This is a genomic window from Eionea flava (genome assembly GCF_055393785.1).
This window is the reverse complement of sequence record NZ_AP036018.1, coordinates 2,728,363-2,751,333: the sequence shown is the minus strand read 5'-3', so window position 1 is coordinate 2,751,333 and position 22,971 is coordinate 2,728,363. Positions and strand designations below refer to the sequence as shown.

Sequence of the window (22,971 nt, the reverse complement as noted above, 5' to 3'; positions counted from 1 at the left end):
TATCCATGAGTAAAGGCACATTATTTACAATATCGGCTCCTTCAGGTGCGGGTAAAACAAGCTTGGTTAAAGCCCTGTTGCAGCGCGACTCGCGCATTCAGGTATCGGTTTCGCATACTACGCGTGCGATGAGGCCTGGGGAGGTGGATGGTAAGGATTACTGCTTTGTCTCTCATGACACGTTCAATAATATGATTCTTGATCGTGTGTTCTTAGAGCATGCTCAGGTGTTTGAAAACCAGTATGGCACGTCCAAAACGTGGGTTGAAGAAGCTCTTAGCCAAGGTATCGATGTTATTTTGGAAATCGATTGGCAAGGCGCACAACAAGTACGTGAGATTATGCCGGCTACGCAAAGTATCTTTATTCTACCGCCGTCGCGCGATGCGCTCTATGAACGGCTGACAGGGCGAGGTCAAGATGACGAGAAGGTTATCAATCAACGTATGCAAGCGGCCATAGATGAGATGTCGCATTATCATGAATCACATTGGTTGTTAATCAACGACCAATTTGAACTAGCCCTACAACAGCTCCACGATATTATACAAACGCAGCGCTTACAGACTGACAAGCAAGAAGGTAATTATAGCGATTTACTCGACGACTTATTGCATTGAGCATATTGTGTTCAGCCTAGGTATTGCGTAGACTAGCGCGTTCTGATTTATTTGCCCTTGTCACAGATTAAGTGGTGTGGGCGTAAAATGTAAAAATGGTGGCATTTGGGTGCCTCCTCTCTTCTGAAGATTGTGGAAATTTATTATGGCTCGTATTACCGTTGAAGATTGCTTAGATCATGTCGATAACCGCTTTGAACTTGTATTGGTAGGCACAAAAAGAGCTCGTCAAATCGCAACAGGTGGCAAGGATCCGATGGTTCCTGAAGAAAATGATAAGCCTACCGTGATTGCATTACGTGAAATCGAAGAAGGCCACATAGGGCCAGGCATTTTGACTGAAAAAGAAGAAGATGATTACGAAGAAATGGTTGATGATATTGCTGCCATTGAAGCGAGTCTTGCGGCGGCGGCTAGCGATGGTTTAACCGATGATGCTGCGCAACCAGAAAGCGATGTAGAAATTACACCTGCTGCAGTCAACCTTGAAGAAGATTCAGAGTAACTCTTAATACCTCTTGTCCTTTGTTGTCGCCTGTATCGAATGGGCGATAGCATTGTGCGCGCCAGCTTGCGCGCATTTGTAATGATTCTATATATTGCTTACAACATTAATTCCTCTTCTAAGCCTATCGCGTGATGACCTATGTCGACAATTGATGATTTTCTCGTTTCGCTCTCTAGCTACTTAGAGCCTGATCAAATCGCCGTTGTCGAAAAAGCGTATTATTATGCCGAAGTTGCTCACGGTGACCAAACCCGCAGCAGTGGCGAACTTTATATTACTCACCCCCTTGCTGTTGCTAAAATTCTTGCCACAATGCACATGGATCATCACAGTCTAGTTGCTGCTATGTTGCATGATGTGATTGAAGATACCGCGTTTAATAAAGAGCAAATTACCGAAGAGTTTGGTGAAGTTGTTGCCGAGATTGTCGATGGCGTGAGTAAGCTCACACATATGGAGTTTTCCAGCCAAGAAGAAAAACAAGCGCATAACTTTGAAAAAATGGCGATAGCAATGTCGAAAGATATTCGCGTTATTATCGTTAAGCTCGCGGATCGATTACACAATATGCGCACGCTAGGGCCGCTAAAGCCTGAAAAGCGTCGGCGAGTCGCAAAAGAAACTCTCGAAATGTATGCCCGTATTGCAGCACGCTTGGGTATCCAATCGTTTCGAGTTGAGTTCGAAAATCGTGGTTTTGAAGCGCTTTATCCGTTGCGAGCAAGGCGTTTAAGCGCCGCGGTATCTGCGGTGCGTTCGAAGCAAAAAGAACTCGTCTCTCATATTCAAGAAAATCTTGAAAACCAATTAGCGCGTTGGGACATTACGGCAATTACCATTGGACGTGAAAAGCATCTCTATAGTATCTATCGAAAAATGGAGCTTAAGGGTGAGAAAAAGCGTCGATTTCGTGACATTACCGATGTCTTCGGTTTTCGTGTGATCGTTGGCAGTATTGATGACTGTTATCGTGTACTAGGCGCTGTCCATAATCTGTATAAACCTATCCCCGGTCGTTTTAAAGACTACATCGCTATTCCCAAGGTCAATGGTTACCAATCTATTCATACTGTCGTCAATGGGGCAGAAAATGTCCCTGTTGAAGTGCAAATTCGCACTAAAGAAATGGATGAGATCGCGAGTACAGGTATTGCAGCGCATTGGCTTTACAAATCTGAAGATAGTGTCGACGATGTTAGTGCATCGCGGGCACGCCGATGGATTAATAACTTGCTCGAATTACAGCAAAATGCGGGTGATCCGGTTGAGTTTATTGAGCAGGTGAAAAACGATTTCTTTTCTGATGAAATCTATGTGTTCACGCCCAAAGGTCGCATTATCGAATTGCCGATGGATGCCACTGCTGTCGACTTTGCTTATGCGGTGCATACAGAAATTGGCGATACGTGTTACGCGTGTCGCATCAATAATCGTACGGCATCGCTCAATCAGCCGCTCAGTAATGGTCAAAAAGTGCATATCATTACTGCCGAAGGTCGTCGCCCTCAAGCTAATTGGCTTAATACCGTTAAAACGAGTAAGGCGCGTGTAGCTATTCGTCAGTCGCTCAAAAATCACCAGCAGCAAGATGCCATCGATCTTGGTCGTCGTATGCTTAATCGTATGTTGCGACAAGTGGATGTTGGTTTAGACGATATTGACCAGACAGTTCTACAAACCACATGTGAAGAACTAGACCATCGTAACCTTGACGAGCTGCTGAGTGAGATTGGTTTGGGTAATGTGATGAGCAGCAAAATTGCCCAATTATTAGCGCCTGAGCGCGCTGATGAAATCTCTACACAAGTCTTATCGCCGCTAACCATCGATGAAACCGATGGCACTATGATTACCCTTTCTCGCTGTTGCCACCCTATTCCTGGTGATGAAATTATGGGTGTTATTAGCTCAGGTAAGGGATTGGTCATTCATGTGGATACGTGTAAAAACATTGCAGATATACGTGAAAACCCAGATAAAACCAGCCATGTCACTTGGTCTAAAGAGGTGCAGGGTGAGTTCCCTGTTGATTTAATTATCAATGTTGAATCGGATCGCTCTTTGTTCGCAAAAATTGCCAGCCGCATTACAGAAATGGGCGCCAACATTGAGAAAATTTTATATAAAGAAAAAGATCCTAGCCGCAATATTTTACGCTTAACCATTGGTGTTAAAAATCGCGTTCACCTAGCAGACATCATGCGTCGTATTCGCGGCATGCGACAGGTAGAAAAAATTGGTCGGGATAAAAACTAAATAGAACCTGTTATTTTTTTGCCTATATATCTGGAGCTAGTACGATGAAAACGGTAGATATTGTTAAATGGGTAGCAACTGTTATTCAGTTATTAGGATATGGTTTGACGGGGTTGGGCTACACACCTATCAATATTTATGCATTTCTTGTAGGCATAGTATTGTGGTTTGCTGTCGGTGTGTTGTGGAAAGATCGTGCGATTATGGTCGTACATATTGGCGCCTTTTTATCATTATTGGTCGGCTATTTAAATGCATAAAAGACACTAATCAATGAACACTAAAAAATCTCTTCTTTGTCTGCAAAAGTAAAGCGAGACGGTAAGTGGAAACGTTAATAGAAACGATAAGATATGTAGCGGCTAGCCAGCAATCTCTTCCCTTCTCTGTATACACTTCGGTAAAAGAGCAGCATATTGTTAACGTTCCTATTGTTAAGCCACTGCTTATTTGTATATTAAGCGGTAATAAAAAACTGGGCCGTCAGGGTGAAATAATCTGCCCTTTTCAGAGCTTTGTTTTTTTATCGAATAATCCCACCATCGACATGAGAAATATTCCTAGCGATGGCGAATATTTTGCTTTATTGGTTGAATTTGAAGATAGCGATTTTGATTGTCTTCCGGCCTCGGTTGATAATGTTGTCACGCCATTAATACAAGGTAGTATTAATGGCGTGTTAGAAAACACTTTGCAACAGTTTGTCGAATGGTCTGCGACAGCCCTTCCTGCGATGTGGCATATCCGCCGGCAAGAAATTTTACAAGTATTGTTTTATTTAGGTTATCACCAAATTACGTCTGCCTATATATCATCGAATATCTCGTACAGATTACATAAGTTAATCAGTCAGGACATCACCCAAAAGATGGGTATTACGCAGTTCGCATCGGCACTCGCAATGAGTGAGTCTACATTGCGTCGAAAATTACACAGCGAAGGCTTAAGTTTTCAATCCATCAAAGAAAACGTCCGGTTAGGTCATGGCCTGCATCTTTTGCAAAGTAGCCGAATCTCTATTGGCGCCGTTGCTGAGCAATGTGGTTATCATTCGCCCTCTCGTTTCACCCAAAAATTTAAACAGCTTTTTGGCGTGACTCCCTCCGAGTTAAGAAAAACACGTGCCTGATTAAGGCGAATGTTTGATCGGATATGTACTAATCACAACCGTAGGCATCGCCTATTATGCTCTCTTCAATCATCTTAAATGGAGCATGATATGCAACAACTAAAAAACATAATCTCTACAGTACTACTTTCTTCGGCGTTAACGCATGTCGCTTTTGCTGATTCTTTACAGTTGAGCAGTGACGATATATCGCATGGAGAATTTATGGCCAAAGCTCAGGAATTTGAGGGTTTTGGTTGCAGTGGTGATAATGCATCACCGCATTTGACATGGTCTGGTGCGCCAGCAGAAACAAAAGCGTTTGCGATATTGGCTTACGATCCTGATGCGCCAACGGGCAGCGGCTGGTGGCATTGGCAGGTTGTGAATATTCCTGCGGAGGTAACGGCTATATCGACAGGCGCCGGCACCGTCGATGGTAAGCGCATGCCCGCTGGTAGCCTTCAAATCGAAAATGATTATGGTTCAAAAAGTTTCGGTGGAGCATGTCCGCCAAAGAAGAATGGCGCACATCGTTATCAATTTACCATCCACGCTTTATCAAAAAAGTTAGCATTGCCCGATAATGCGTCGGCTGCGTTGACAGGTTACTTTGTGAATGCCAACTCTTTAGCGTCTAGTACTATAGAGGCGTTGTACAAAAGAGATTAGAAGAGGATAGCGTAAAGTTTCTAGCTTCTAAGCTAATTTTTTTAGTGGCTAGACATGTTACTAACGGGGTATTTGAATTTCAAACACGCTGTAAATATATCCCTATACGCTTTACGTCGGCTCCTGCCTCCGAAAGTCTGAAGTTCAAGTGTATTCTTTTCTGCCGACTCAATAGTAAGTTTGTGTAGACGCTGATTAATGAGTAAATTTTTCTTTCAGAGCTTCTTCGACAGCGGTAGGTACAAACTGTTTCACATCACCTTTTAGCGCGGCAATTTCTCTGACGAGTGATGAGGATAAATAGGATAAGTGTTCGGCGGGTGTGAGAAAGATGCTTTCCATATGTGGCAGCAAAGCGCGGTTCATATTCGCCAACTGAAACTCATATTCAAAATCTGATACGGCGCGCAGTCCACGAATCACCGCTTGTGCGCCCTGCTCTTCTACAAATTGAGCAAGTAAGACGTTAAACCCTAACACTTCCACATTGTCTAAATGTTTCAGCACCTCTTGGCACAGTGCAACGCGCTCGTTTAAGTCAAATAAAGGGTTTTTACTGCGGCTATCGGCAACGGCAATAACGACATGATCAAAAAGCCGACAAGCTCGCTCAACGAGATCAACATGCCCATTAGTGATGGGATCAAAGGTACCGGGGTAAACGACTTTTTTCATGAGTAAACTCTCAGCAGTGCTTAATAGGTTAAAGCAACAAGTATTAGTAAATATAAGTATCAGTAAGCGTTTGCATCATAAACAATTGAACGTTTTTATCCTAGTGATGATCTTATAATCAGATTATCTGCTAGGTATTACTATGAACCACATAATTTTTATACTGATTTTACTCGCTTCGCTAACAGCCTCTGCTGAAGAGACCGCTCCGCCGGTCACTGTTATCGAGTTATTTACCAGCCAAGGGTGTCATTCTTGTCCCCCTGCGGATGCTTTTTTGGGTGAGCTTGCTGAGAGTGATCATGTGATTGCCTTATCTTGTCATGTGACGTATTGGAATTATTTAGGCTGGAAAGATACCTTTTCACTCCCCTTTTGTAATAACCGCCAACGCCAATATCAACACGTGTTAAAAGGCGGCGAGCGTGGCGTTTACACTCCGCAAATGATTATTAACGGGCGGTACGGCGTGGTGGGTTCGCGGCAGAGAAAGGTCAATGAGGTTATTGCCGCAGACCACCAATACGAACGTTCACTACAGGCGATACAATTGACCACAAGGCAGCGCGCGCAAGAACAGCAGTTACAAGTTATGCTACCAGCGCTCCCATCGTCTTCCCAGCATCAGGAGTGGCAATTGTTTTTATTTGGCACCAGTGGTGAACATGCCATACCAATAGCTTCGGGTGAGAATGCGGGAAAGCATTTACCGTACATTAACCCTGTTGAACATATTGTGAATAAAGGTCCATGGAATGGCGATTCAAAAAATATTGAGTGGTCGTTACCCAATGCGCCACAAGTACGAGAATGGTTAGTGCTTGCCCAGCAATGGCCGCTCGGTGAAATAGTGGCGGCTGGCCGTATTCGTGTTAGTGAGTAGTTGCATACTGTGTATGTCTTGTTAATACTTAAATTTTAAGGTGGCGTATTACGCTGAAACAAGCGATAACACACCTGTCCACTGGTTTTCTCTTTTAAGACTAACCAATGCGAAGGAATGGCGACCACTTTATTTTTAGGGGTTTCGATATAGATAATCGCCCTATTACTCAACGCAATGTTTTCTTCTAACTGTTTGATTGCCTGATCCCATAGATCGCCAGCAAAGGGTGGATCAAGAAAAACAATATCAACAGGCGTTGATGGATGATGTTTATCGTTAAGCCATGTGAGAGTATCGGTTTCTATCACGTCGCTGTTTTGCTCAGATGAAAGCTGTTGCTGGTGTTGACGCAATTGCGCTGCTGCTTGCGGATGTTTTTCAAGTAGCGTTACCTGCGCTGCGCCGCGAGATAAACATTCAAACCCTAATGCACCAGAGCCCGCGAATAAATCTAAGCAATGGCTATTGGCTACATAGCCTGTTAGCCAATTAAACAATGTCTCGCGGATGCGATCACCCGTTGGGCGCAAGCCATCAACATTAGCAATACTCAGCTTTCGGCCTCGCCATTGGCCGCCAATAATGCGCAACTGCTGATCCCCCTCGCGCGTTTTCTGCGTGGCCGCAGTGGGTTTTTTAGTTGTTTTTTTACGAGTATTTTTAGGCATCTAGCATCATTTTTTCTAAAGTATCGGGCAAACCGTAAAGGATTAAGACTTTATTTTGGGTCAATGGTAGGATACCGCCTTTCATTATGTTTGCCCAACGCCATTGCCGTTATCTTTATCGGCCTAATATGCGTTTGAATAAGAGAGACCCATGTTTTTTGATCGATTTAAAAAGAAACCCAAGGCCGAAAATACCCAAAAAAGTGCGGATAATAGCCACCAGCATGTGAGTGAAGGCCATGATGACGATGCCGCAAAAAAAGAAAATATCTTTGCAGAAGCGACCACCGTTCATGGTGATGTAGGCAATGTTATCGATAGTAACGATACCGCTGAAAATACTGATCAACACCCAAGCCACTCTGCTCCTGTACATTCTGCTCCTGTAGAACAAGAAAAGCCCAAGCGTGGGTTCTTTCAACGCATCAAACAGGGCTTGTCTCGTACCAGTAGCCAATTAGTCGAAGGTATCGCCAGTGCGGTGCTGGGCAAAAAACAAATTGATGACGAATTGCTAGAAGAGTTAGAAACGCAATTGTTGATGGCCGACGTGGGCATTGATGCAACCACGCAAATTATTGATAACCTGACCAAAGCCGTTGAACGCAAGCAGCTAAGCGATGGTGATAGTCTGTACGCTGCTTTGCAGCAACAGCTACGTGATTTATTGGTCGATGCACAGCAGCCACTGGCTGCAGAACCGCAAGTGATTGATGGTAAGAAAATGCCAATGGTTACCTTGGTTGTGGGTGTAAATGGCGTGGGTAAAACGACCACTATCGGTAAACTCACCAAGCGTTTGCAAAATCAAGGCAAACAAGTGCTGCTAGCGGCCGGTGATACTTTCCGAGCGGCGGCTGTTGAGCAGTTAAAAATATGGGGCGAGCGTAACGATGTACCGGTGGTCGCACAAGATACTGGAGCCGATAGCGCCTCCGTTATTTTTGATGCCCTGTCGTCGGCACAGGCTAGGGGTGTCGATGTGTTGATTGCCGATACCGCCGGCCGCTTACACAATAAAGGCCACCTGATGGATGAGCTTTCTAAGGTCAAACGTGTCATGGCAAAGCTCGACCCTAACGCCCCCCATGAAGTGTTATTGGTGCTAGATGCGGGCACGGGGCAAAATGCCTTGTCGCAGGCGGAGCATTTTATTAAAGCGGCTGGTGTTACAGGTTTGGTGCTGACCAAGTTAGATGGTACTGCTAAGGGCGGCATTGTATTCGCCTTAAGCGAGCGTTTTAAATTACCCATTCGTTTTATTGGTGTGGGTGAAGGTATCGATGACTTACAACCTTTTGTGGCCAACGACTTTGTTGATGCCCTATTTAGTGCGCAGCCAGTTACGACACCGCAAGACAATGCCGATCAATAAGGCTGGCCAGCGATGATCCGTTTCGATAATGTGAGTAAGCGCTATGGTGATGGTGAAGGCCACGATGCCTTGCTCAACGTTAACTTTGAGCTAGCTACCGGTGATATGGCGTTCTTGACCGGGCATTCGGGCGCGGGAAAAAGTACTCTGCTTAAACTGATTATGTTGATTGAGCGTGCTTCTCGCGGACAGGTCTTGATCGGTAATCGCCGATTAGATCAGGTCACTCGCACACAAATCCCCTATTTGCGCCGTCAGATTGGCGTAGTGTTTCAAAACCCTCATTTGTTAGTCGATCGCACCGTGTTTGATAATGTTGCTCTGCCCTTGCAGATTAGTGGTATGTCGGCGCGAGATCAGGGGCGTCGCGTGCGTGCAGCGCTTGAACGTGTTGGTTTATTGAGCAAAGAAGGGCATTTCCCTCTGGCACTGTCCGGTGGTGAGCAACAGCGTGTAGGGATCGCCAGAGCCATTGTCAATAAGCCCGCCATACTGCTTGCCGATGAGCCAACAGGTAATCTCGATCCTGCGTTGTCTGCTGATATTATGCAACTGTTCCAAGATCTCAATAGTGTTGGTGTGACCATTCTTATCGCAACGCACGATATCGCGCTTGTTGAACAAATGCAGCGACGAGTACTGACACTTGATCAAGGCCGCATGGTTAGTGAGCCGGTGGCTTCGGGCGGTGTTTTCGTATGAACCGTCGAGTCAGTCGTCCTGCTACAGCTAAACCTGCCGCCAATACGTATGGTGCGAGCAAAAAAGCTGCTAATAAAAAGGCGAGCAGTAAAAGCCAAGGTTCTTGGTTTTCTTCGCAAGTGTCTTTTGCTTCATCCTCTTCTCTTGTATCCTCTAAAAAGAGCGGTGGGTCTTCAAGCGCACCCCTAAACGCTTGGTTAGCACATCACCGCTTTTCATGTCTCGATAGCTTGCAACGCTTACTCAACACCCCTTGGCAAAGCTTAGCCACGGGGCTGGTCGTAGCGATTGCATTAGTATTGCCCACGTTGTTGTATATCGTCTTCGAACAAGCACGGCCACTGCAAAATACATGGCAAAACAATACCCAAATTTCTCTTTATATTGAGCCTAAAACACAGCCTTTGGCGGTCGATAAACTGCAGCAGCGTTTGCTGGCAACCCCCACGATTAATGCGGTTGAGGTGGTTACCCCCGAGATGGCTAAGCAAGATTTTCAGCAACACAGCGGTTTGGGTAATATTCTATCGTCTCTTGAAACTAACCCCCTGCCTTATGTGCTGCTAGTTAAGCCTCGTATCAACGATAATGAAGCAGATGCATCGCCAGAACTACTGGCGAATTTACAAGCACAGCTTGCCGCCGAACCGCTTGTCGAAGAGGCACAGCTAGATACGCAATGGCTACGCCGATTACAAGAAATGGCTAACCTCGCCCAGCGTATCGTGTTTGCGTTGGCACTATTACTGGCAGTGGGGGTGATACTAGTGATCGGCAATACGATACGCCTGTCTATAGAAAGCCGTCGCAATGAAATCGTCGTCATTAAAATGGTGGGCGGAACCGATGGTTTTATCAAGCGTCCGTTCTTGTACACAGGGTTTTGGTATGGCCTTAGCGGTGCTATTTTATCGCTACTTATTTTGGGCGGCGTGCAAATGTGGTTAGCTCAGCCTATTAAGCATTTGACGGCTTTGTACGGTAGTGAATACACACTATCGCTGTTAAGTATTGAAACGATAGCGCTCGTCATCGTTGTCGCCAGTAGTCTCGGCTGGTTAGGCGCATGGCTATCCGTGTCGCGTCATTTACGACAAATCGAGCCTGAGTAACACATGTTTATCTGGCTTATATCCAAAGCTGGTTAATCATATAACGCAATAATATTGCCAAGCTATTGAACTATCGCCGATAATCAGTAGTCTATACCCTCGCGCAATGGACAATGCGTGCTAAAATCATAGCATTGGCTAATAAAGTGCCATGTGGTTATTAAACCAATCACAGAAAATGCGCGTAATATCAAAACGTTATCTTTTATTAAAGAAGAGAGAGAAGGAAATGGGAACTAGCTTACAGTCTGTGGATATGCTTGCGCCAGGTGCGAACATTAATGCATACATGCAAGCCGTTAACAATTTTGCGGTATTAACTGCCGAGGAAGAAAAAGACCTTGGCGAACGCCTGTATTATCACGAAGATCTTGATGCGGCGCGTGGCTTAGTCATGTCTCATCTACGGTTTGTGGTACATATTGCTAAGTCTTACGCGGGTTATGGTTTATCGCAATCGGATCTTATTCAAGAAGGCAACGTGGGTTTAATGAAGGCCGTAAAACGCTTCAACCCTGAAAAAGGCGTGCGTTTGGTATCTTTTGCTGTGCATTGGATCAAAGCAGAAATGCACGAGTTCATTTTACGTAACTGGCGCATTGTGAAAGTTGCGACGACAAAAGCACAGCGCAAATTATTTTTTAACCTACGCGGCCAAAAGAAGCGCCTCGGTTGGTTAACTCACGATGAGGCCACCGCTGTTGCAGCAGACCTTAACGTTGAAGTAAAACATGTTCACGAGATGGAAAGCCGCCTATCGGCTTATGATGCCGCTTTTGATGCAGACAACGATGAAGATGACGAGTCAGCTTACAAAGCACCAGCAAACTATCTAGAAGATCATCGTTACAACCCAGCACAGCAAATCGAAGCGAGTGATTGGAGTGACGACAATACCAGTCGCCTGCGTGCAGCTCTTGAAAAGCTAGACGAGCGTAGCCAAGTGATTATTCAGCGCCGCTGGTTAAATGACGACAACAAGTCGACTTTGCACGAACTTGCTGCCGAGTTTGGCGTATCGGCTGAACGTATTCGCCAGCTTGAAAAAAATGCGATGAAAAAGGTTAAAACAGCGATGGAAGCCGCTTAAGGTTTCTACGCTAGGGCACTCTTTTACTCACCTTCATTGCCCCCTTGCTACTAAAAAGCCGCTATAATGCGGCTTTTTTTATTTCCCCCAACTCTTCAATGGCAACAATACCGTTTTTATGACAAAGCTATTTTTATTATTTGCAGCCATCAACGGCATGTTAGCGGTGGTGTTAGGAGCATTTGGGGCGCATGCGCTCAAGGCTAAAATTAGTCCTGTGCTATTAGCCGCTTATCAAACCGGTACGCACTACCACTTTATTCATGTGTTGAGTTTATTGGGCTTGTCACTATTGATATTGCGGCTATCTGAAGGTGTTCCTACTGCGTTGATAGCAGCGGGTTGTTTGTGGATGGCAGGCATAGTGTTGTTTAGCGGTAGCCTCTACGGTTTAGCCTTAGGCGCACCAAGCTGGTTTGGACCAATTACGCCAATGGGTGGTGTGTTATTGATCATAGGGTGGTTGTGTTTCGCTATCGGCATTGCACAATCATCATTGTAGTTTTCCTTTATTTATCCTGATACATAGAGAGCGGTATGTCAGATACCTTTGAAATGAAACCCGAATATAAAGATAAGCCCATACGCAGTTATGTGATTCGTGGTGGACGCATGACCGATGGTCAAAAAAATGCCTTTGACCGTGCATGGGCTACTTACGGTCTTAGTTTGTTCGATGGCGTTTTTGATGCGCAAACCGTATTTGGGCGGCAAGCGCCATTAGTGGTTGAAGTGGGTTTTGGCATGGGTGATTCACTGCTAGAAATGGCGCAATCTCAGCCAGAGAGCGATTTTATTGGTATAGAAGTACATCCGCCGGGTGTAGGGCGTTTAATTAATAACGCAGAAAAAGCGGGTTTAACTAACTTGCGGGTTTATATGGCCGACGCTGTTGATGTATTACAGGATTGCTTTACCGACGCCAGTATTCAGCGCTTTCAATTGTATTTTCCCGATCCTTGGCACAAAAAAAAGCACAACAAACGACGCATTGTGCAGCCCGAATTTATGCAGTTGATCCGTCAAAAGCTATCGGCGAACGGTGTTAGTCACATGGCGACCGATTGGGAACCTTACGCCGATTATATGATGGAAGTGATGTCAGCGGCAGAAGGCTTTAGCAACCCACAAGGGGAGTACTGTTTTGCCCCCCGCCCTGATTATCGTCCCTTAACTAAATTCGAAAAACGAGGCGAACGGCTAGGGCATGGTGTTTGGGATTTGCTATTTACGCGCAGTGACCGTTGTTCCGCAACACCTTAAGTTATTATTTTTTAGGTTATCTTTATGAAAAACCCTTTTTTCTTGGATCTAGAGCAAAGCGGCCTTAATGACACCATTGCGCTGGAAAAAGCGCTTGAGCACTTGCAATTCGATAGCAACGGCCTCATTCCTGCTATTGCCCAACAATACGATACTGGCGAAGTATTAATGATGGCATGGATGAACCGCGAATCCATATATGAAACCTTGAAAACCAAGCGGGTATGTTACTGGTCGCGCTCTCGCCAAAGTTTTTGGCGTAAAGGTGAAAGTTCGGGCAATACGCAACAGTTGATGAATATGCGCATCGACTGTGATGGTGATGCTCTATTGTGCTTGGTGGATCAAAAAGGTCCCGCTTGCCACACCAATCGAAGAAATTGCTTCTATTTTCAGGTAGAAGACGACCAACTCTCAACGATTTCCGTACCAATGACTGATTAAAGAAATATATGGGGTCAGAGTCGTGACTCTGACCCCATATATTTCATATACAAATTTTCACAAAGCAGAAAAGACTATGACAACACGACAAAAGCCTGACATGCCCGATGTTGCTGCTCAGCAAAAAGCGCAGTTCAATGGCACACTCGATTGGGTCGGTATGAGCCGTATCGCCCTCCCACTCGTGATTAATGATCAGGACTTAGGTAATTATCAAGCGCATACGTTTGTAGAGACCTATGTCGACCTTGCAAAGCCCGACGTCAAGGGCATTCATATGTCACGCTTGTACCTATTGTTGGCAGAGTTCTCACGTCAGCATGTGTTGACTATGGATACTTTAAAAGCATTTCTTAAAGATAAACTGGCTAGCCACGACGGAATCAGTAGCCAAACCTGCCTGAGCATTGAGTTTGATTATCTGATCAACCAGCCCGCACTTAAAAGTGAATATAGTGGCTGGAAAGACTACCCCGTAACACTAAAAGCCATCTGGGATGGTCGTGATGTAAAGGTCGAACTCGGCGTTAAAGTGCCTTACTCCTCAACATGCCCTTGTTCGGCAGCGCTTTCTCGTCAATTAATGCAGCAGGCATTTTCTGAAGACTTTGCCGAGACCGACAGCATTGACAAAGCCACTGTGGAACAGTGGCTGCGCTCAGACCGTGGCAGTGTCGCTACACCACATAGCCAGCGTAGTTATGCCGATGTACGTATTCAATTAAATGCCTCGTGCGATGATCTGCCGATCAGTGCCACTATTAATGCGATCGAACAAGTCTTGCAAACCGCCGTACAGACCGCAGTAAAGCGTGAAGACGAACAAGAATTTGCTCGCCTAAATGGCGCCAACCAAATGTTTTGCGAAGATGCCGCACGTCGCGTTAAGCATGCACTGAATCAACAAACTACTGTTGATGATTTTTGGGTACGCATCGAACATATTGAAAGCTTGCACGCCCATGATGCGGTTGCGGTTGCGACCAAGGGTATTGCTGGCGGCTATAGCCCATTATTGCATCGATAATTTGAGCCCTTTGCACGAAAGCCATTTCACACTCGCACGGTGTTTACCCAGCGCAAGGGTCGGACTATGTTATTCAGGCGATTAGTTACACGGCTTGTTGTTAGCTTCTGTTGTAGCCTTCCTCTGGCTGCGCCGTTCGCAGATGTTGTGGCAACCGCTGAAATTACTCCTCGTGTTATTACCAACCAACTAGACCGCCCATGGTCGCTCGCATTTCTACCTAATGGCGACTTTTTAGTCACCGAACGTACAGGGCAGTTACGCCGTATATCAGCATCGGGTGAGGTCTTTCCGCCAATAACCGGTTTGCCAAAAATTGCCGTTGTAGGGCAGGGCGGCTTGCTGGACGTAGCATTACATCCAAACTTTTCAATCAATCGATGGGTGTATCTCAGCTACGTTGCGGGTAGTGCTGTGCAAGGCTATAGCACAGAAGTCCTGCGCGGTACGCTAACACAAGACCAGCAATCGTTGATCAACATCGACACCGTGTTTGTCGCACAGCCGAAAACCAAAGGCGGTCGACATTTTGGTGGTCGTTTGCTGTTAACGCAGCAGCAAAATCAGACGTATCTCTATCTGAGCTTGGGAGACCGGGGCGTTAAATCGCTGTCTCAAAAGCGTGATAACCACCATGGTAGCCTAATACGCTTGCTTGATAGCGGCGCTATCCCCGCTGATAATCCATTTGTCAATACGCCAGAAGTGTTGCCCGAAATATACACTTATGGGCATCGTAATATTCAAGGTTTAGCGCTGCATCCTGTCACCGGCGACCTATGGTCGCATGAGCATGGCCCGCAAGGCGGAGATGAACTCAATCATATTCAAGCCGGGCAAAACTTCGGTTGGCCAGTGATCACCTATGGGGTTAATTACGGTATTGCTACTGCTATTGGTGAAGGCACGCATAAACCGGGGTTGCAACAGCCTCAATACATGTGGGATCCATCGATCGCGCCATCGGGTCTAGCGTTTTATAACAATCAGTGGTTGATAGGCGCACTTAAATATCAGTTATTGTCGGTGCTGTCGCCGTTGCCACAACCATCACTAAGCTCCGAAGCCGATATTGTTAAGAGCCAAGCGCCATCCGCTTCGCAAAAATCATCAGCCATAAAAGAACAAAAACTGATTCAGCGTTTTAGCGAGCAACGCTACTTTGAACAACAATTGGGTCGTATTCGTGACGTACGCGTTAACGGTGAATTCCTCTACTTACTGACCGACGCTGACCAAGGCAAGCTGATACAATTCCCCTTACACTTTTTACATGAGGGTCAGAACCATGACGATGACTCTCCCCAGACCCAATGAGACCGAACGAGAACAACATGACCACACTAACTCTAAGCACCCCCGATGATTGGCACTTACATTTCCGTGATGGCGATATTTTACAAGAAACCGTTGCTGCCACAGCCCGCTGTTTTCGTCGTGCGATCGTGATGCCCAACCTTGTGCCGCCAGTCACCACCGCAGATATGGCGCTTGCCTATAAAGAACGCATTTTAGCGGCACGCCCTAGCGATAACACCGATTTTGAGCCGTTAATGACCCTGTATCTCACTAACGCCACCACCCCCGACGATATTCGCCAAGCCAAGCGTGCAGGTATTCCTGCGGCTAAGTTGTATCCTGCAGGTGCAACCACCAATTCTGATGCGGCCGTGAGTGCTTTGGATCAGCTACAGCCTATTTTTGAAACCATGGCAGAAGAGGGCATGCTGCTACTGATTCATGGTGAGGTTACCGATCACGACATCGATATTTTCGACCGCGAAAAAGCCTTTATCGACCGCCACTTGGCAATTATTGTGGCGAGTTTTCCGACGCTAAAAATTGTGTTTGAACATATCACCACCAAAGATGCCGTCGATTTTGTAGCCGAATCGCCCGATAACGTCGGCGCGACCATCACCCCACAGCATTTATTACTTAACCGTAACGATTTACTGGTCGGCGGTGTGCATCCTCACAATTATTGCCTGCCGGTACTCAAGCGCAATACTCACCAGCAAGCACTACGCGAAATGGTGGCCACCGGTAACAAAAAATTCTTCCTCGGCACCGACTCCGCTCCCCACGAAAAACACCGCAAAGAATCCGCCTGTGGCTGTGCCGGTTGCTATAGCGCGTGGAGTGCGATTGAATTGTATGCACAAGTATTTGACGAGCTAGATGTACTCGACAAACTCGAAGGCTTCGCCAGCCACCACGGCCCCGACTTCTATGGCTTACCTCGTAATACCGGCACCATCACCCTAGAAAAGCAAGAATGGCAAGTCCCTGAACAAATCACCCTCCCTAACGACAGCCCCATCGTACCCTTTTTTGCGGGTAAAACCTTGCAGTGGAAATTGGTGTAAAGCATAACTTAGGAATGCTATGGGTCAGAATGCCAGCAGAGTCGCGGCTCTGATCCATTGGTTTCTCTAATCCTTTCAATCGCTCTCCCGTCACACCGGGCTTGATCCGGTGTCTATGGCCCCTAACGTAAAACACCAAATAAATCATATAAAAAATTAATACCTTAGGGCAATCGAGTCTGACCTTTTTGGTGCTTCTGAAAGTGCGAACTAGATTGACTTGTCATGGGATCTCTATACCAAAATCAAGTAAATATTGGTATAACTGAGGTGCCGCATGGCCAAAAACACTAGCATTAGCTTGGGAAGCCACTTTGATAATTTTATAAAGGGGCAGGTTACTGATGGGCGGTATGGCTCTGCAAGTGAAGTAATACGTGCTGGGCTGCGTAAACTTGAAGACGATGAGCGCAAACTTGAAACACTGCGTGCATTAATAGAGGAAGGCAAAGCAAGCGGAACAGTTGAATATAGTTACGAGAGCCTTATGCAAGAGCTTGACGATGAGCTTGGTAAATGAACTCATTTTTTGTTTCCAGAACTGCGAGGGCTGACTTGAAAAATATTGCTGCCTATACGCAATAATTAATTGGTAATTAATTGGGGTCAGATAAGAATTAAAAGCCCAGCCACTTAAAACGGTTGGACTTTTTAGTCTCTGGGTATTAGTTTTTGTATTGTCTTCTTCCCGTATAGCTGTTTTTTGCTTCTTTGTCGTCGAAACTTTTCTACGCGAGATACCGAGTCAAGCTCGGTATGATGGGCTATTTACTAGGCGGGATTAACTCGACGATTTTGAGTTGCCAAACAACTATTTGCCTAGCTGCTTCGCAATATCCTTCGCAAAATACGTCAAAATCGCATCTGCACCAGCACGTTTGATAGATAAAATAGATTCTTCGATAACGGATGGTTGTAAGTGACCCTGCTCAATAGCGAGTTTGTGCATGGTGTATTCGCCACTCACCTGATAGGCAAACGTGGGGACTTGAAACTCTGTTTTTACACGATGAATGATATCCAAATAGGCCATTGCCGGCTTTACCATCACCATGTCAGCGCCTTCGCTTATATCCATTGCTACCTCATGTAAGGCTTCGTTGCTATTGGCAGGATCCATTTGATAGGTCATTTTATTGCCCTTACCTAATGCATTCGTTGAGCCTACGGCGTCTCGAAACGGTCCATAGTAGGCCGATGCGTATTTGGCCGCGTAAGCAAGGATTTGTGTATTGATAAAGTCTTGCTGATCTAGCGAGGCTCTTATAGCTCCCACACGACCATCCATCATATCGGATGGGGCGATAACATCGGCGCCTGCATCGGCACAAGCCAAGGCTTGCTGCTGTAGAGCATTCACGGTGATATCGTTTAGCACGTATCCGTTTTCATCAATGATGCCGTCTTGCCCATGGGTAGTGTAAGGGTCGAGTGCTGCATCGGTGATAATGCCAAGTTCGGGAAAACGCTGCTTTAGCGCACGTACGGCTCTACACACCAAGCTGTCGGGATTGTAAGCTTCTTTACCCTCTAGGCTACGCACTGATGCATCCACATTAGGAAATAAGGCGATAGCGGGAATACCAAGCTCGACAAGCGTGTCTACTTCTTTTAACAGGGTATCTAACGAGTAACGATAAATACCTGGCATAGCATCTACAGGAATTTGCTTGCCCGTTCCTTCAACGATGAACATGGGGTAGATGAGGTCATTACAGCTCAATACGTTTTCGCGTACCAAACGGCGAGAAAAATCAGAAAAACGATTTCTGCGTAGGCGGCTATTAGGAAATTGGCGAGATTGCATATAGTGGGTCTCAGGAGCTAAAAATAACAGCCATCCTAATAAAAATAGGGCTAAAAAGCCATGATCGTTCCATAATATGGTGGTCGATAAGGCGGTTTTTCCTCCCACCTACAAAGGCTTTCTGGTAGGATTGCCGCCTATTGATAGCTTCAAGAAAATGCAAAAGGTTTTGTTATGAAAGTCACGGTTTTTGGTATTGGTTATGTGGGCCTTGTTCAAGCAGCCGTATTATCGGATGCGGGACACGATGTTTGCTGTGTTGATATTGATCAAACCAAAATTGATAATTTGAAGCAAGGTATTATCCCTATTTATGAGCCAGGATTAACGCCCTTGGTTAAGGCCAATTATGAAGCGGGTAGAATTACATTTACTACCGATGCAAAAGCGGGTGTGCAATTTGGTGAAATACAGTTTATTGCCGTAGGTACACCACCTGATGAAGATGGCTCGGCAGATTTACAATATGTGCTTGCGGTAGCAAAAACGATTGCGGAGCACATGACCTCACAACAAATTATCATTGATAAATCGACTGTTCCGGTAGGTACTGCGGATAAAGTAAAAGCATGCATTAAACAAGTATTGGAAGAAAGAAAAGAAAGCATTCCTTTTCATGTGGTATCAAACCCTGAGTTTTTAAAAGAAGGGGCTGCAGTTAATGACTGTATGCGCCCTGATCGTATTGTTATTGGTACGGATTCCCAAGATGTAGAACCACTACTCAGGGAGTTATACGAGCCTTTTAATCGCAATCATGATCGTATGATTTTTATGGATGTGCGTAGTGCCGAATTAACCAAATACGCAGCTAATTGTATGCTGGCAACTAAAATTAGCTTTATGAATGAAATGGCAAATTTGGCAGAAAAGCTAGGTGCTGACATAGAAATGGTGCGAAAAGGCATCGGTTCGGATGAACGTATTGGCTATCATTTTATTTACCCCGGTTGTGGCTATGGTGGCTCATGTTTTCCGAAAGATGTGCAGGCGCTAGTGAAAACAGCGGAATCTATTGGTTACGATGCGCCTTTGCTAAAGTCAGTAGAAACCGTTAATGCTTATCAAAAGCAAAAACTATTTACGTATATTGACCATTATTTTACAGGCGATCTCTCTGGCAAGACGTTCGCATTATGGGGCTTATCCTTTAAACCTAAAACCGATGATATGCGAGAGGCATCAAGTCGTGTGCTGATGGAATCACTATGGGCGGCGGGTGCAAAAGTGCAGGCTTATGACCCTGAAGCAATGGAAGAGTGTCAGCGTATTTATGGTACTAAAGATACATTGAGTCTTGTCGGTACGAAAGAGGCCGCGTTACAAGGCGCCGATGCGTTGGTGATATGCACCGAATGGCAACACTTTAGGGCGCCTGATTTCAAGCTAATTAAGCAGTGTTTAAAATTCCCTGTTATTTTTGATGGCCGAAATTTGTATAACCCACAAAGAATGAGCGAACTTGGGCTTGATTACTATGCGATTGGTCGTGGCCACTCCATACAAATGTAGAGACTCGTTTGTTTTTTAAGCAGAACTCAAAGTCTATTCAGTATGTAAGAACGTATTATTTAACGTCAGGCGAGTAACGCGCTATAATCTGAAAGTGAATGGTTATAATAGTAACGATAGCAAAACAGTAACGAGGGGAAGTGCTTGTGTTTATAAGTAAGAAAAGTACCAAAATAGTTAAATTTACCTTAGCTGCACTCGCGGTATTCACCTCTGCGGTGGCCTTTGCAGCGGTTAAAGATGATATCAGTGCACGTTTATCTCCGGTGGGCGATCTTTGTATGTCGGGTGATGATTGCGCAGCCGCACCTGTGGTAGTGGCAAGTGGCCCTCGCAGCGGTGAAGATATCTACGGCGCCTCCTGTGTTGCTTGTCACGCCTCTGGCGCTGCTGGCGCACCAAAATTAGGAGACGTTGCTGCATGGGCACCACGTATCGGCAACGGTATTGATACGCTCTATACCAATGCAATTAATGGAATTAATGGCATGCCAGCCAAAGGCCTTTGTATGGACTGCTCTGAAGATGACATTAAGGCAACCGTGGATTATATGGTGAGCCAGTCACAATAGGTTAAGCCCCATAAAATGCTTTTATAAAAAGCAGCTAAAAAGCGGAATGTGAACATTCCGCTTTTTTTATCACTATTTATTAAGTAATTGAGACATTTGAGCTTAATTCGAGGCTTAATCGAACATACCAAGAATACTATCCATGGCATCCTCTCCTTTTTGCTTGTTCGCGAGAGGGTCTTCTTTGCCAAATCCGCTTTTTTCTATATCTTCCTGCGGTAGTTCATCTAAAAAACGACTGGGTGTTGTTGGGTTGGTCTCACCAAATTGCTTTCTTTTGGCCGCTAAAGAAAGAGTGAGGCTACGTTTTGCCCGGGTAATACCCACATAAGCCAATCGGCGCTCTTCTTCAATGTTATCGTCTTCGATACTATTTCTGTGCGGTAGAATGTCTTCTTCAACACCGACCATAAACACATGCGGGAATTCTAGCCCTTTAGCCGCATGTAAGGTCATTAATTGCACCTTGTCGTCAATATCTTCGTCTTCTTGCCTTTCTAGTAAATCCATCAAGACTAGCTTTGCGATAGCATCTTTTAAGGTGTAATCGTTGGTTTCTGTTAATGAGTGATCATTTTCACGAGCCAGTGTTTCTTGAATGGAGCGAACTAAAAACTGTACATTTTCCATACGCCGCTCAGCAATTTGTGGCGAGCTCGCCTGTTGGTGAAGCCAGCCTAAATAATCGATGTCTTCGAGCATTTCATCAATGGCGGCAATAGGGTTATCCCCTTCAGCTTGTAGAACGACGCCATTCAACCATTGAGAAAATTGGGTGATACGTTGATGAGCCGCACTCGATAGATGTTGTGCCAGCCCTATTTCCCCCATAGCATTCATTAGAGTAATGTCACGTTCGTTGGCATATTGGCTTAACGTCACTAGCGTGCTGGTACCAATGTGTCGACGAGGTGTATTAATGATACGCAGTAAGGCGTTGTTATCATCAGGGTTCACAATTAAGCGTAGATACGCCATCACATCTTTAATTTCGGTGCGTGAAAAAAACGACGTGCCGCCACTCATGTGATAGGGCACTTGATAATGCTGTAGTTTCAGTTCAATCAGCCGAGCTTGGTGGTTACTGCGATAGAGTACCGCGAAATCTTTATATGTCGCTCGCCGCTGAAGTCGTTGAGCCACAATTTCAGTCGCAACACGTTCAGCTTCAGTCTCTTCGTTACTGGCCCTAAGCACGCGTATCGGTTCACCGTAAGACATATCACTCCACAAGGCCTTATTAAACTCGTGGGGGTTGTTTTCAATTACGGTATTGGCCGCTTTCAATATTCGTTGTGTCGAACGGTAGTTTTGCTCTAGCTTGATGACATTGAGTGATGGAAAGTCTTCTTGTAATTGCGACATGTTTTCTGGCCTTGCGCCGCGCCATGCATAAATAGACTGATCATCATCTCCCACTACCGTTAGTGCACCACGATCACCCATTAACAGCTGTATTAGTCGATATTGGCTATTGTTGGTGTCTTGGTACTCATCAACCAGCAGATAGCGTATACGCTGTTGCCAGCTTGAAAGTAAGCGTGGGTTTGTCATCAAATATTGAACGGGCTGCAAAATCAGATCGTCAAAATCAACCGCGTTATAGGCTTTTAATGCATCGTTATACTTGTTGTAAACAAGCGCAATCAGTTGTTCACCATCACTTTCTGCTGTAGATAGTGCTTGATTAGGTAACACTAAATCATTTTTCCAACGAGAAATTTGCTGATGAACAAGATCCAAGTGATCGCTATTTAAATCACCCTCTCTTTGCATAATCTCTTTTAATAGCGAGCGACAGTCTTCACTATCAAAAATGGAAAAGCCGGGTCTATAACCAAATAGCTCATGGTCTCGACGAATGATATTAAGCCCTAAATTATGGAATGTAGAGACGGTTAGACCTTTACTACCCTTACCCTTGAGCAAAGACGATACGCGCTCCTTCATCTCTTTAGCGGCTTTATTGGTAAAGGTTAATGCCGCAATATGTCGTGCAGATAGGCCGCATTCTTCAATAAGATAGGCAATTTTTCGCGTAATCACACTTGTTTTTCCACTCCCTGCCCCTGCTAAGACCAGGCAGGGGCCATCAATATAGTGCACGGCTGCACGTTGTCGAGCGTTGAGGGTGGACATGGAAGGTAACCGTACTAGGGTGAATGGCTGAAAAAACATTTTAGCAACTGGGATGCGCTGATCCTAGCGTTATCTTGCCTCTGGCGCGTATCAATCAATAGGGTGAATGTTCCTTATTCCAAATATGGATAAGCAGGTGGTGTTCAGAATAATATACAATATGACC

Annotated in this window: 23 protein-coding genes and 1 pseudogene; 20 read left to right on the top strand and 4 right to left on the bottom strand. The window is 45.3% G+C overall.

Annotation, left to right across the window (positions count from 1 at the left end; genetic code table 11):
- Positions 1 to 5: 5 nt before the first annotated feature.
- The 6 genes and pseudogenes from gmk (at position 6) to ACZ5O6_RS11910 (ending at position 5,164) form a co-directional block, all read left to right on the top strand.
- Entirely contained in the window at positions 6 to 620 is a 615-nt protein-coding gene (gmk, locus tag ACZ5O6_RS11935; protein ID WP_447092413.1) for a guanylate kinase, read from the top strand.
- A 145-nt stretch (positions 621 to 765) separates the two neighbouring features.
- Positions 766 to 978: pseudogene (gene rpoZ / locus ACZ5O6_RS11930) on the top strand (DNA-directed RNA polymerase subunit omega); the annotation flags it as partial.
- Positions 979 to 1,266: 288 nt separating this feature from the next.
- A complete protein-coding gene (locus ACZ5O6_RS11925) occupies positions 1,267 to 3,384 on the top strand; it encodes a RelA/SpoT family protein (protein ID WP_447092752.1) in 2,118 nt (705 codons plus the stop codon).
- 44 nt (positions 3,385 to 3,428) lie between these two features.
- Complete coding sequence (locus ACZ5O6_RS11920; protein WP_447092751.1) at positions 3,429 to 3,644, top strand: DUF6552 family protein; 216 nt, start codon at positions 3,429 to 3,431, stop codon at positions 3,642 to 3,644.
- A gap of 65 nt (positions 3,645 to 3,709) precedes the next feature.
- A complete protein-coding gene (locus ACZ5O6_RS11915) occupies positions 3,710 to 4,513 on the top strand; it encodes a helix-turn-helix transcriptional regulator (RefSeq protein ID WP_447092750.1) in 804 nt (267 codons plus the stop codon).
- 90 nt (positions 4,514 to 4,603) lie between these two features.
- Positions 4,604 to 5,164 carry a YbhB/YbcL family Raf kinase inhibitor-like protein gene (locus ACZ5O6_RS11910; protein WP_447092749.1) on the top strand — a complete coding sequence of 187 codons (561 nt, stop codon included), beginning with the start codon at positions 4,604 to 4,606 and terminating at the stop codon, positions 5,162 to 5,164.
- Positions 5,165 to 5,359: 195 nt separating this feature from the next.
- Here the strand turns inward: ACZ5O6_RS11910 and coaD are convergent, their stop codons facing one another.
- Positions 5,360 to 5,839: a pantetheine-phosphate adenylyltransferase gene (gene coaD / locus ACZ5O6_RS11905; RefSeq protein WP_447092748.1), complete on the bottom strand. Its 480-nt coding sequence runs from the start codon at positions 5,837 to 5,839 to the stop codon at positions 5,360 to 5,362.
- A 142-nt stretch (positions 5,840 to 5,981) separates the two neighbouring features.
- On the opposite strand from coaD, the gene ACZ5O6_RS11900 reads away from it, so the two are divergent.
- Positions 5,982 to 6,722 carry a DUF1223 domain-containing protein gene (locus tag ACZ5O6_RS11900; RefSeq protein WP_447092747.1) on the top strand — a complete coding sequence of 247 codons (741 nt, stop codon included), beginning with the start codon at positions 5,982 to 5,984 and terminating at the stop codon, positions 6,720 to 6,722.
- 35 nt (positions 6,723 to 6,757) lie between these two features.
- Here ACZ5O6_RS11900 and rsmD read toward each other — a convergent pair whose 3' ends face one another.
- On the bottom strand, positions 6,758 to 7,393 hold the full coding sequence (rsmD, locus tag ACZ5O6_RS11895; protein ID WP_447092746.1) for a 16S rRNA (guanine(966)-N(2))-methyltransferase RsmD: 636 nt from the start codon (positions 7,391 to 7,393) through the stop codon (positions 6,758 to 6,760).
- 151 nt (positions 7,394 to 7,544) lie between these two features.
- On the opposite strand from rsmD, the gene ftsY reads away from it, so the two are divergent.
- The 11 genes from ftsY to ACZ5O6_RS11840 all read left to right on the top strand — a co-directional run bounded on the left by ftsY (position 7,545) and on the right by ACZ5O6_RS11840 (position 17,295).
- Entirely contained in the window at positions 7,545 to 8,768 is a 1,224-nt protein-coding gene (ftsY, locus tag ACZ5O6_RS11890; protein ID WP_447092745.1) for a signal recognition particle-docking protein FtsY, read from the top strand.
- Positions 8,769 to 8,780: 12 nt separating this feature from the next.
- Positions 8,781 to 9,470 (top strand): cell division ATP-binding protein FtsE, encoded by a 690-nt coding sequence (gene ftsE, locus ACZ5O6_RS11885; protein WP_447092744.1) that lies wholly within the window; start codon positions 8,781 to 8,783, stop codon positions 9,468 to 9,470.
- The gene (gene ftsX / locus ACZ5O6_RS11880) at positions 9,467 to 10,582 is read left to right on the top strand and encodes a permease-like cell division protein FtsX (RefSeq protein ID WP_447092743.1); all 1,116 of its coding nucleotides are present in this window, start codon (positions 9,467 to 9,469) and stop codon (positions 10,580 to 10,582) included. Before ftsE ends, ftsX begins: the two co-directional genes overlap by 4 nt.
- Positions 10,583 to 10,811: 229 nt before the next feature.
- On the top strand, positions 10,812 to 11,672 hold the full coding sequence (gene rpoH, locus ACZ5O6_RS11875) for an RNA polymerase sigma factor RpoH (protein ID WP_447092742.1): 861 nt from the start codon (positions 10,812 to 10,814) through the stop codon (positions 11,670 to 11,672).
- Positions 11,673 to 11,790: 118 nt separating this feature from the next.
- A complete protein-coding gene (locus ACZ5O6_RS11870; protein ID WP_447092741.1) occupies positions 11,791 to 12,174 on the top strand; it encodes a DUF423 domain-containing protein in 384 nt (127 codons plus the stop codon).
- A 53-nt stretch (positions 12,175 to 12,227) separates the two neighbouring features.
- Positions 12,228 to 12,935, top strand: a complete 708-nt coding sequence (gene trmB, locus ACZ5O6_RS11865; RefSeq protein ID WP_447092755.1) for a tRNA (guanosine(46)-N7)-methyltransferase TrmB — start codon at positions 12,228 to 12,230, stop codon at positions 12,933 to 12,935.
- Positions 12,936 to 12,959: 24 nt separating this feature from the next.
- Entirely contained in the window at positions 12,960 to 13,379 is a 420-nt protein-coding gene (gene hisI, locus ACZ5O6_RS11860; RefSeq protein ID WP_447092740.1) for a phosphoribosyl-AMP cyclohydrolase, read from the top strand.
- 76 nt (positions 13,380 to 13,455) lie between these two features.
- Positions 13,456 to 14,406 carry a GTP cyclohydrolase FolE2 gene (gene folE2 / locus ACZ5O6_RS11855; protein WP_447092739.1) on the top strand — a complete coding sequence of 317 codons (951 nt, stop codon included), beginning with the start codon at positions 13,456 to 13,458 and terminating at the stop codon, positions 14,404 to 14,406.
- A gap of 66 nt (positions 14,407 to 14,472) precedes the next feature.
- Positions 14,473 to 15,723: a PQQ-dependent sugar dehydrogenase gene (locus ACZ5O6_RS11850; RefSeq protein ID WP_447092738.1), complete on the top strand. Its 1,251-nt coding sequence runs from the start codon at positions 14,473 to 14,475 to the stop codon at positions 15,721 to 15,723.
- 17 nt (positions 15,724 to 15,740) lie between these two features.
- On the top strand, positions 15,741 to 16,775 hold the full coding sequence (gene pyrC, locus ACZ5O6_RS11845; protein ID WP_447092737.1) for a dihydroorotase: 1,035 nt from the start codon (positions 15,741 to 15,743) through the stop codon (positions 16,773 to 16,775).
- 277 nt (positions 16,776 to 17,052) lie between these two features.
- Positions 17,053 to 17,295: a type II toxin-antitoxin system ParD family antitoxin gene (locus ACZ5O6_RS11840; protein WP_447092736.1), complete on the top strand. Its 243-nt coding sequence runs from the start codon at positions 17,053 to 17,055 to the stop codon at positions 17,293 to 17,295.
- 291 nt (positions 17,296 to 17,586) lie between these two features.
- Here ACZ5O6_RS11840 and hemB read toward each other — a convergent pair whose 3' ends face one another.
- On the bottom strand, positions 17,587 to 18,582 hold the full coding sequence (gene hemB, locus ACZ5O6_RS11835) for a porphobilinogen synthase (RefSeq protein WP_447092754.1): 996 nt from the start codon (positions 18,580 to 18,582) through the stop codon (positions 17,587 to 17,589).
- 174 nt (positions 18,583 to 18,756) lie between these two features.
- Here hemB and ACZ5O6_RS11830 point away from each other — a divergent pair, with 174 nt between their 5' ends.
- Positions 18,757 to 20,094, top strand: a complete 1,338-nt coding sequence (locus tag ACZ5O6_RS11830) for a UDP-glucose dehydrogenase family protein (protein WP_447092735.1) — start codon at positions 18,757 to 18,759, stop codon at positions 20,092 to 20,094.
- Positions 20,095 to 20,240: 146 nt separating this feature from the next.
- A complete protein-coding gene (locus ACZ5O6_RS11825; RefSeq protein ID WP_447092734.1) occupies positions 20,241 to 20,666 on the top strand; it encodes a c-type cytochrome in 426 nt (141 codons plus the stop codon).
- 114 nt (positions 20,667 to 20,780) lie between these two features.
- Here ACZ5O6_RS11825 and rep read toward each other — a convergent pair whose 3' ends face one another.
- Positions 20,781 to 22,805, bottom strand: a complete 2,025-nt coding sequence (gene rep, locus ACZ5O6_RS11820) for a DNA helicase Rep (protein WP_447092733.1) — start codon at positions 22,803 to 22,805, stop codon at positions 20,781 to 20,783.
- Between the last annotated feature and the right edge of the window lie 166 nt (positions 22,806 to 22,971).

Bases quoted from the DNA above. Each gene is read 5' to 3' on its own strand.
- folE2 (WP_447092739.1), top strand. From the start codon at position 13,456: ATGACAACACGACAAAAGCCTGACATGCCCGATGTTGCTGCTCAGCAA.
- rpoH (WP_447092742.1), top strand. From the start codon at position 10,812: ATGGGAACTAGCTTACAGTCTGTGGATATGCTTGCGCCAGGTGCGAAC.
- ftsE (WP_447092744.1), top strand. From the start codon at position 8,781: ATGATCCGTTTCGATAATGTGAGTAAGCGCTATGGTGATGGTGAAGGC.
- ACZ5O6_RS11910 (WP_447092749.1), top strand. From the start codon at position 4,604: ATGCAACAACTAAAAAACATAATCTCTACAGTACTACTTTCTTCGGCG.
- ACZ5O6_RS11840 (WP_447092736.1), top strand. From the start codon at position 17,053: ATGGCCAAAAACACTAGCATTAGCTTGGGAAGCCACTTTGATAATTTT.
- ftsY (WP_447092745.1), top strand. From the start codon at position 7,545: ATGTTTTTTGATCGATTTAAAAAGAAACCCAAGGCCGAAAATACCCAA.
- rep (WP_447092733.1), bottom strand. From the start codon at position 22,805: ATGTCCACCCTCAACGCTCGACAACGTGCAGCCGTGCACTATATTGAT.
- hisI (WP_447092740.1), top strand. From the start codon at position 12,960: ATGAAAAACCCTTTTTTCTTGGATCTAGAGCAAAGCGGCCTTAATGAC.
- hemB (WP_447092754.1), bottom strand. From the start codon at position 18,582: ATGCAATCTCGCCAATTTCCTAATAGCCGCCTACGCAGAAATCGTTTT.
- ftsX (WP_447092743.1), top strand. From the start codon at position 9,467: ATGAACCGTCGAGTCAGTCGTCCTGCTACAGCTAAACCTGCCGCCAAT.
- coaD (WP_447092748.1), bottom strand. From the start codon at position 5,839: ATGAAAAAAGTCGTTTACCCCGGTACCTTTGATCCCATCACTAATGGG.
- ACZ5O6_RS11830 (WP_447092735.1), top strand. From the start codon at position 18,757: ATGAAAGTCACGGTTTTTGGTATTGGTTATGTGGGCCTTGTTCAAGCA.
- rsmD (WP_447092746.1), bottom strand. From the start codon at position 7,393: ATGCCTAAAAATACTCGTAAAAAAACAACTAAAAAACCCACTGCGGCC.
- trmB (WP_447092755.1), top strand. From the start codon at position 12,228: ATGAAACCCGAATATAAAGATAAGCCCATACGCAGTTATGTGATTCGT.
- ACZ5O6_RS11900 (WP_447092747.1), top strand. From the start codon at position 5,982: ATGAACCACATAATTTTTATACTGATTTTACTCGCTTCGCTAACAGCC.
- pyrC (WP_447092737.1), top strand. From the start codon at position 15,741: ATGACCACACTAACTCTAAGCACCCCCGATGATTGGCACTTACATTTC.
- ACZ5O6_RS11920 (WP_447092751.1), top strand. From the start codon at position 3,429: ATGAAAACGGTAGATATTGTTAAATGGGTAGCAACTGTTATTCAGTTA.
- ACZ5O6_RS11850 (WP_447092738.1), top strand. From the start codon at position 14,473: ATGTTATTCAGGCGATTAGTTACACGGCTTGTTGTTAGCTTCTGTTGT.
- ACZ5O6_RS11870 (WP_447092741.1), top strand. From the start codon at position 11,791: ATGACAAAGCTATTTTTATTATTTGCAGCCATCAACGGCATGTTAGCG.
- ACZ5O6_RS11925 (WP_447092752.1), top strand. From the start codon at position 1,267: ATGTCGACAATTGATGATTTTCTCGTTTCGCTCTCTAGCTACTTAGAG.
- gmk (WP_447092413.1), top strand. From the start codon at position 6: ATGAGTAAAGGCACATTATTTACAATATCGGCTCCTTCAGGTGCGGGT.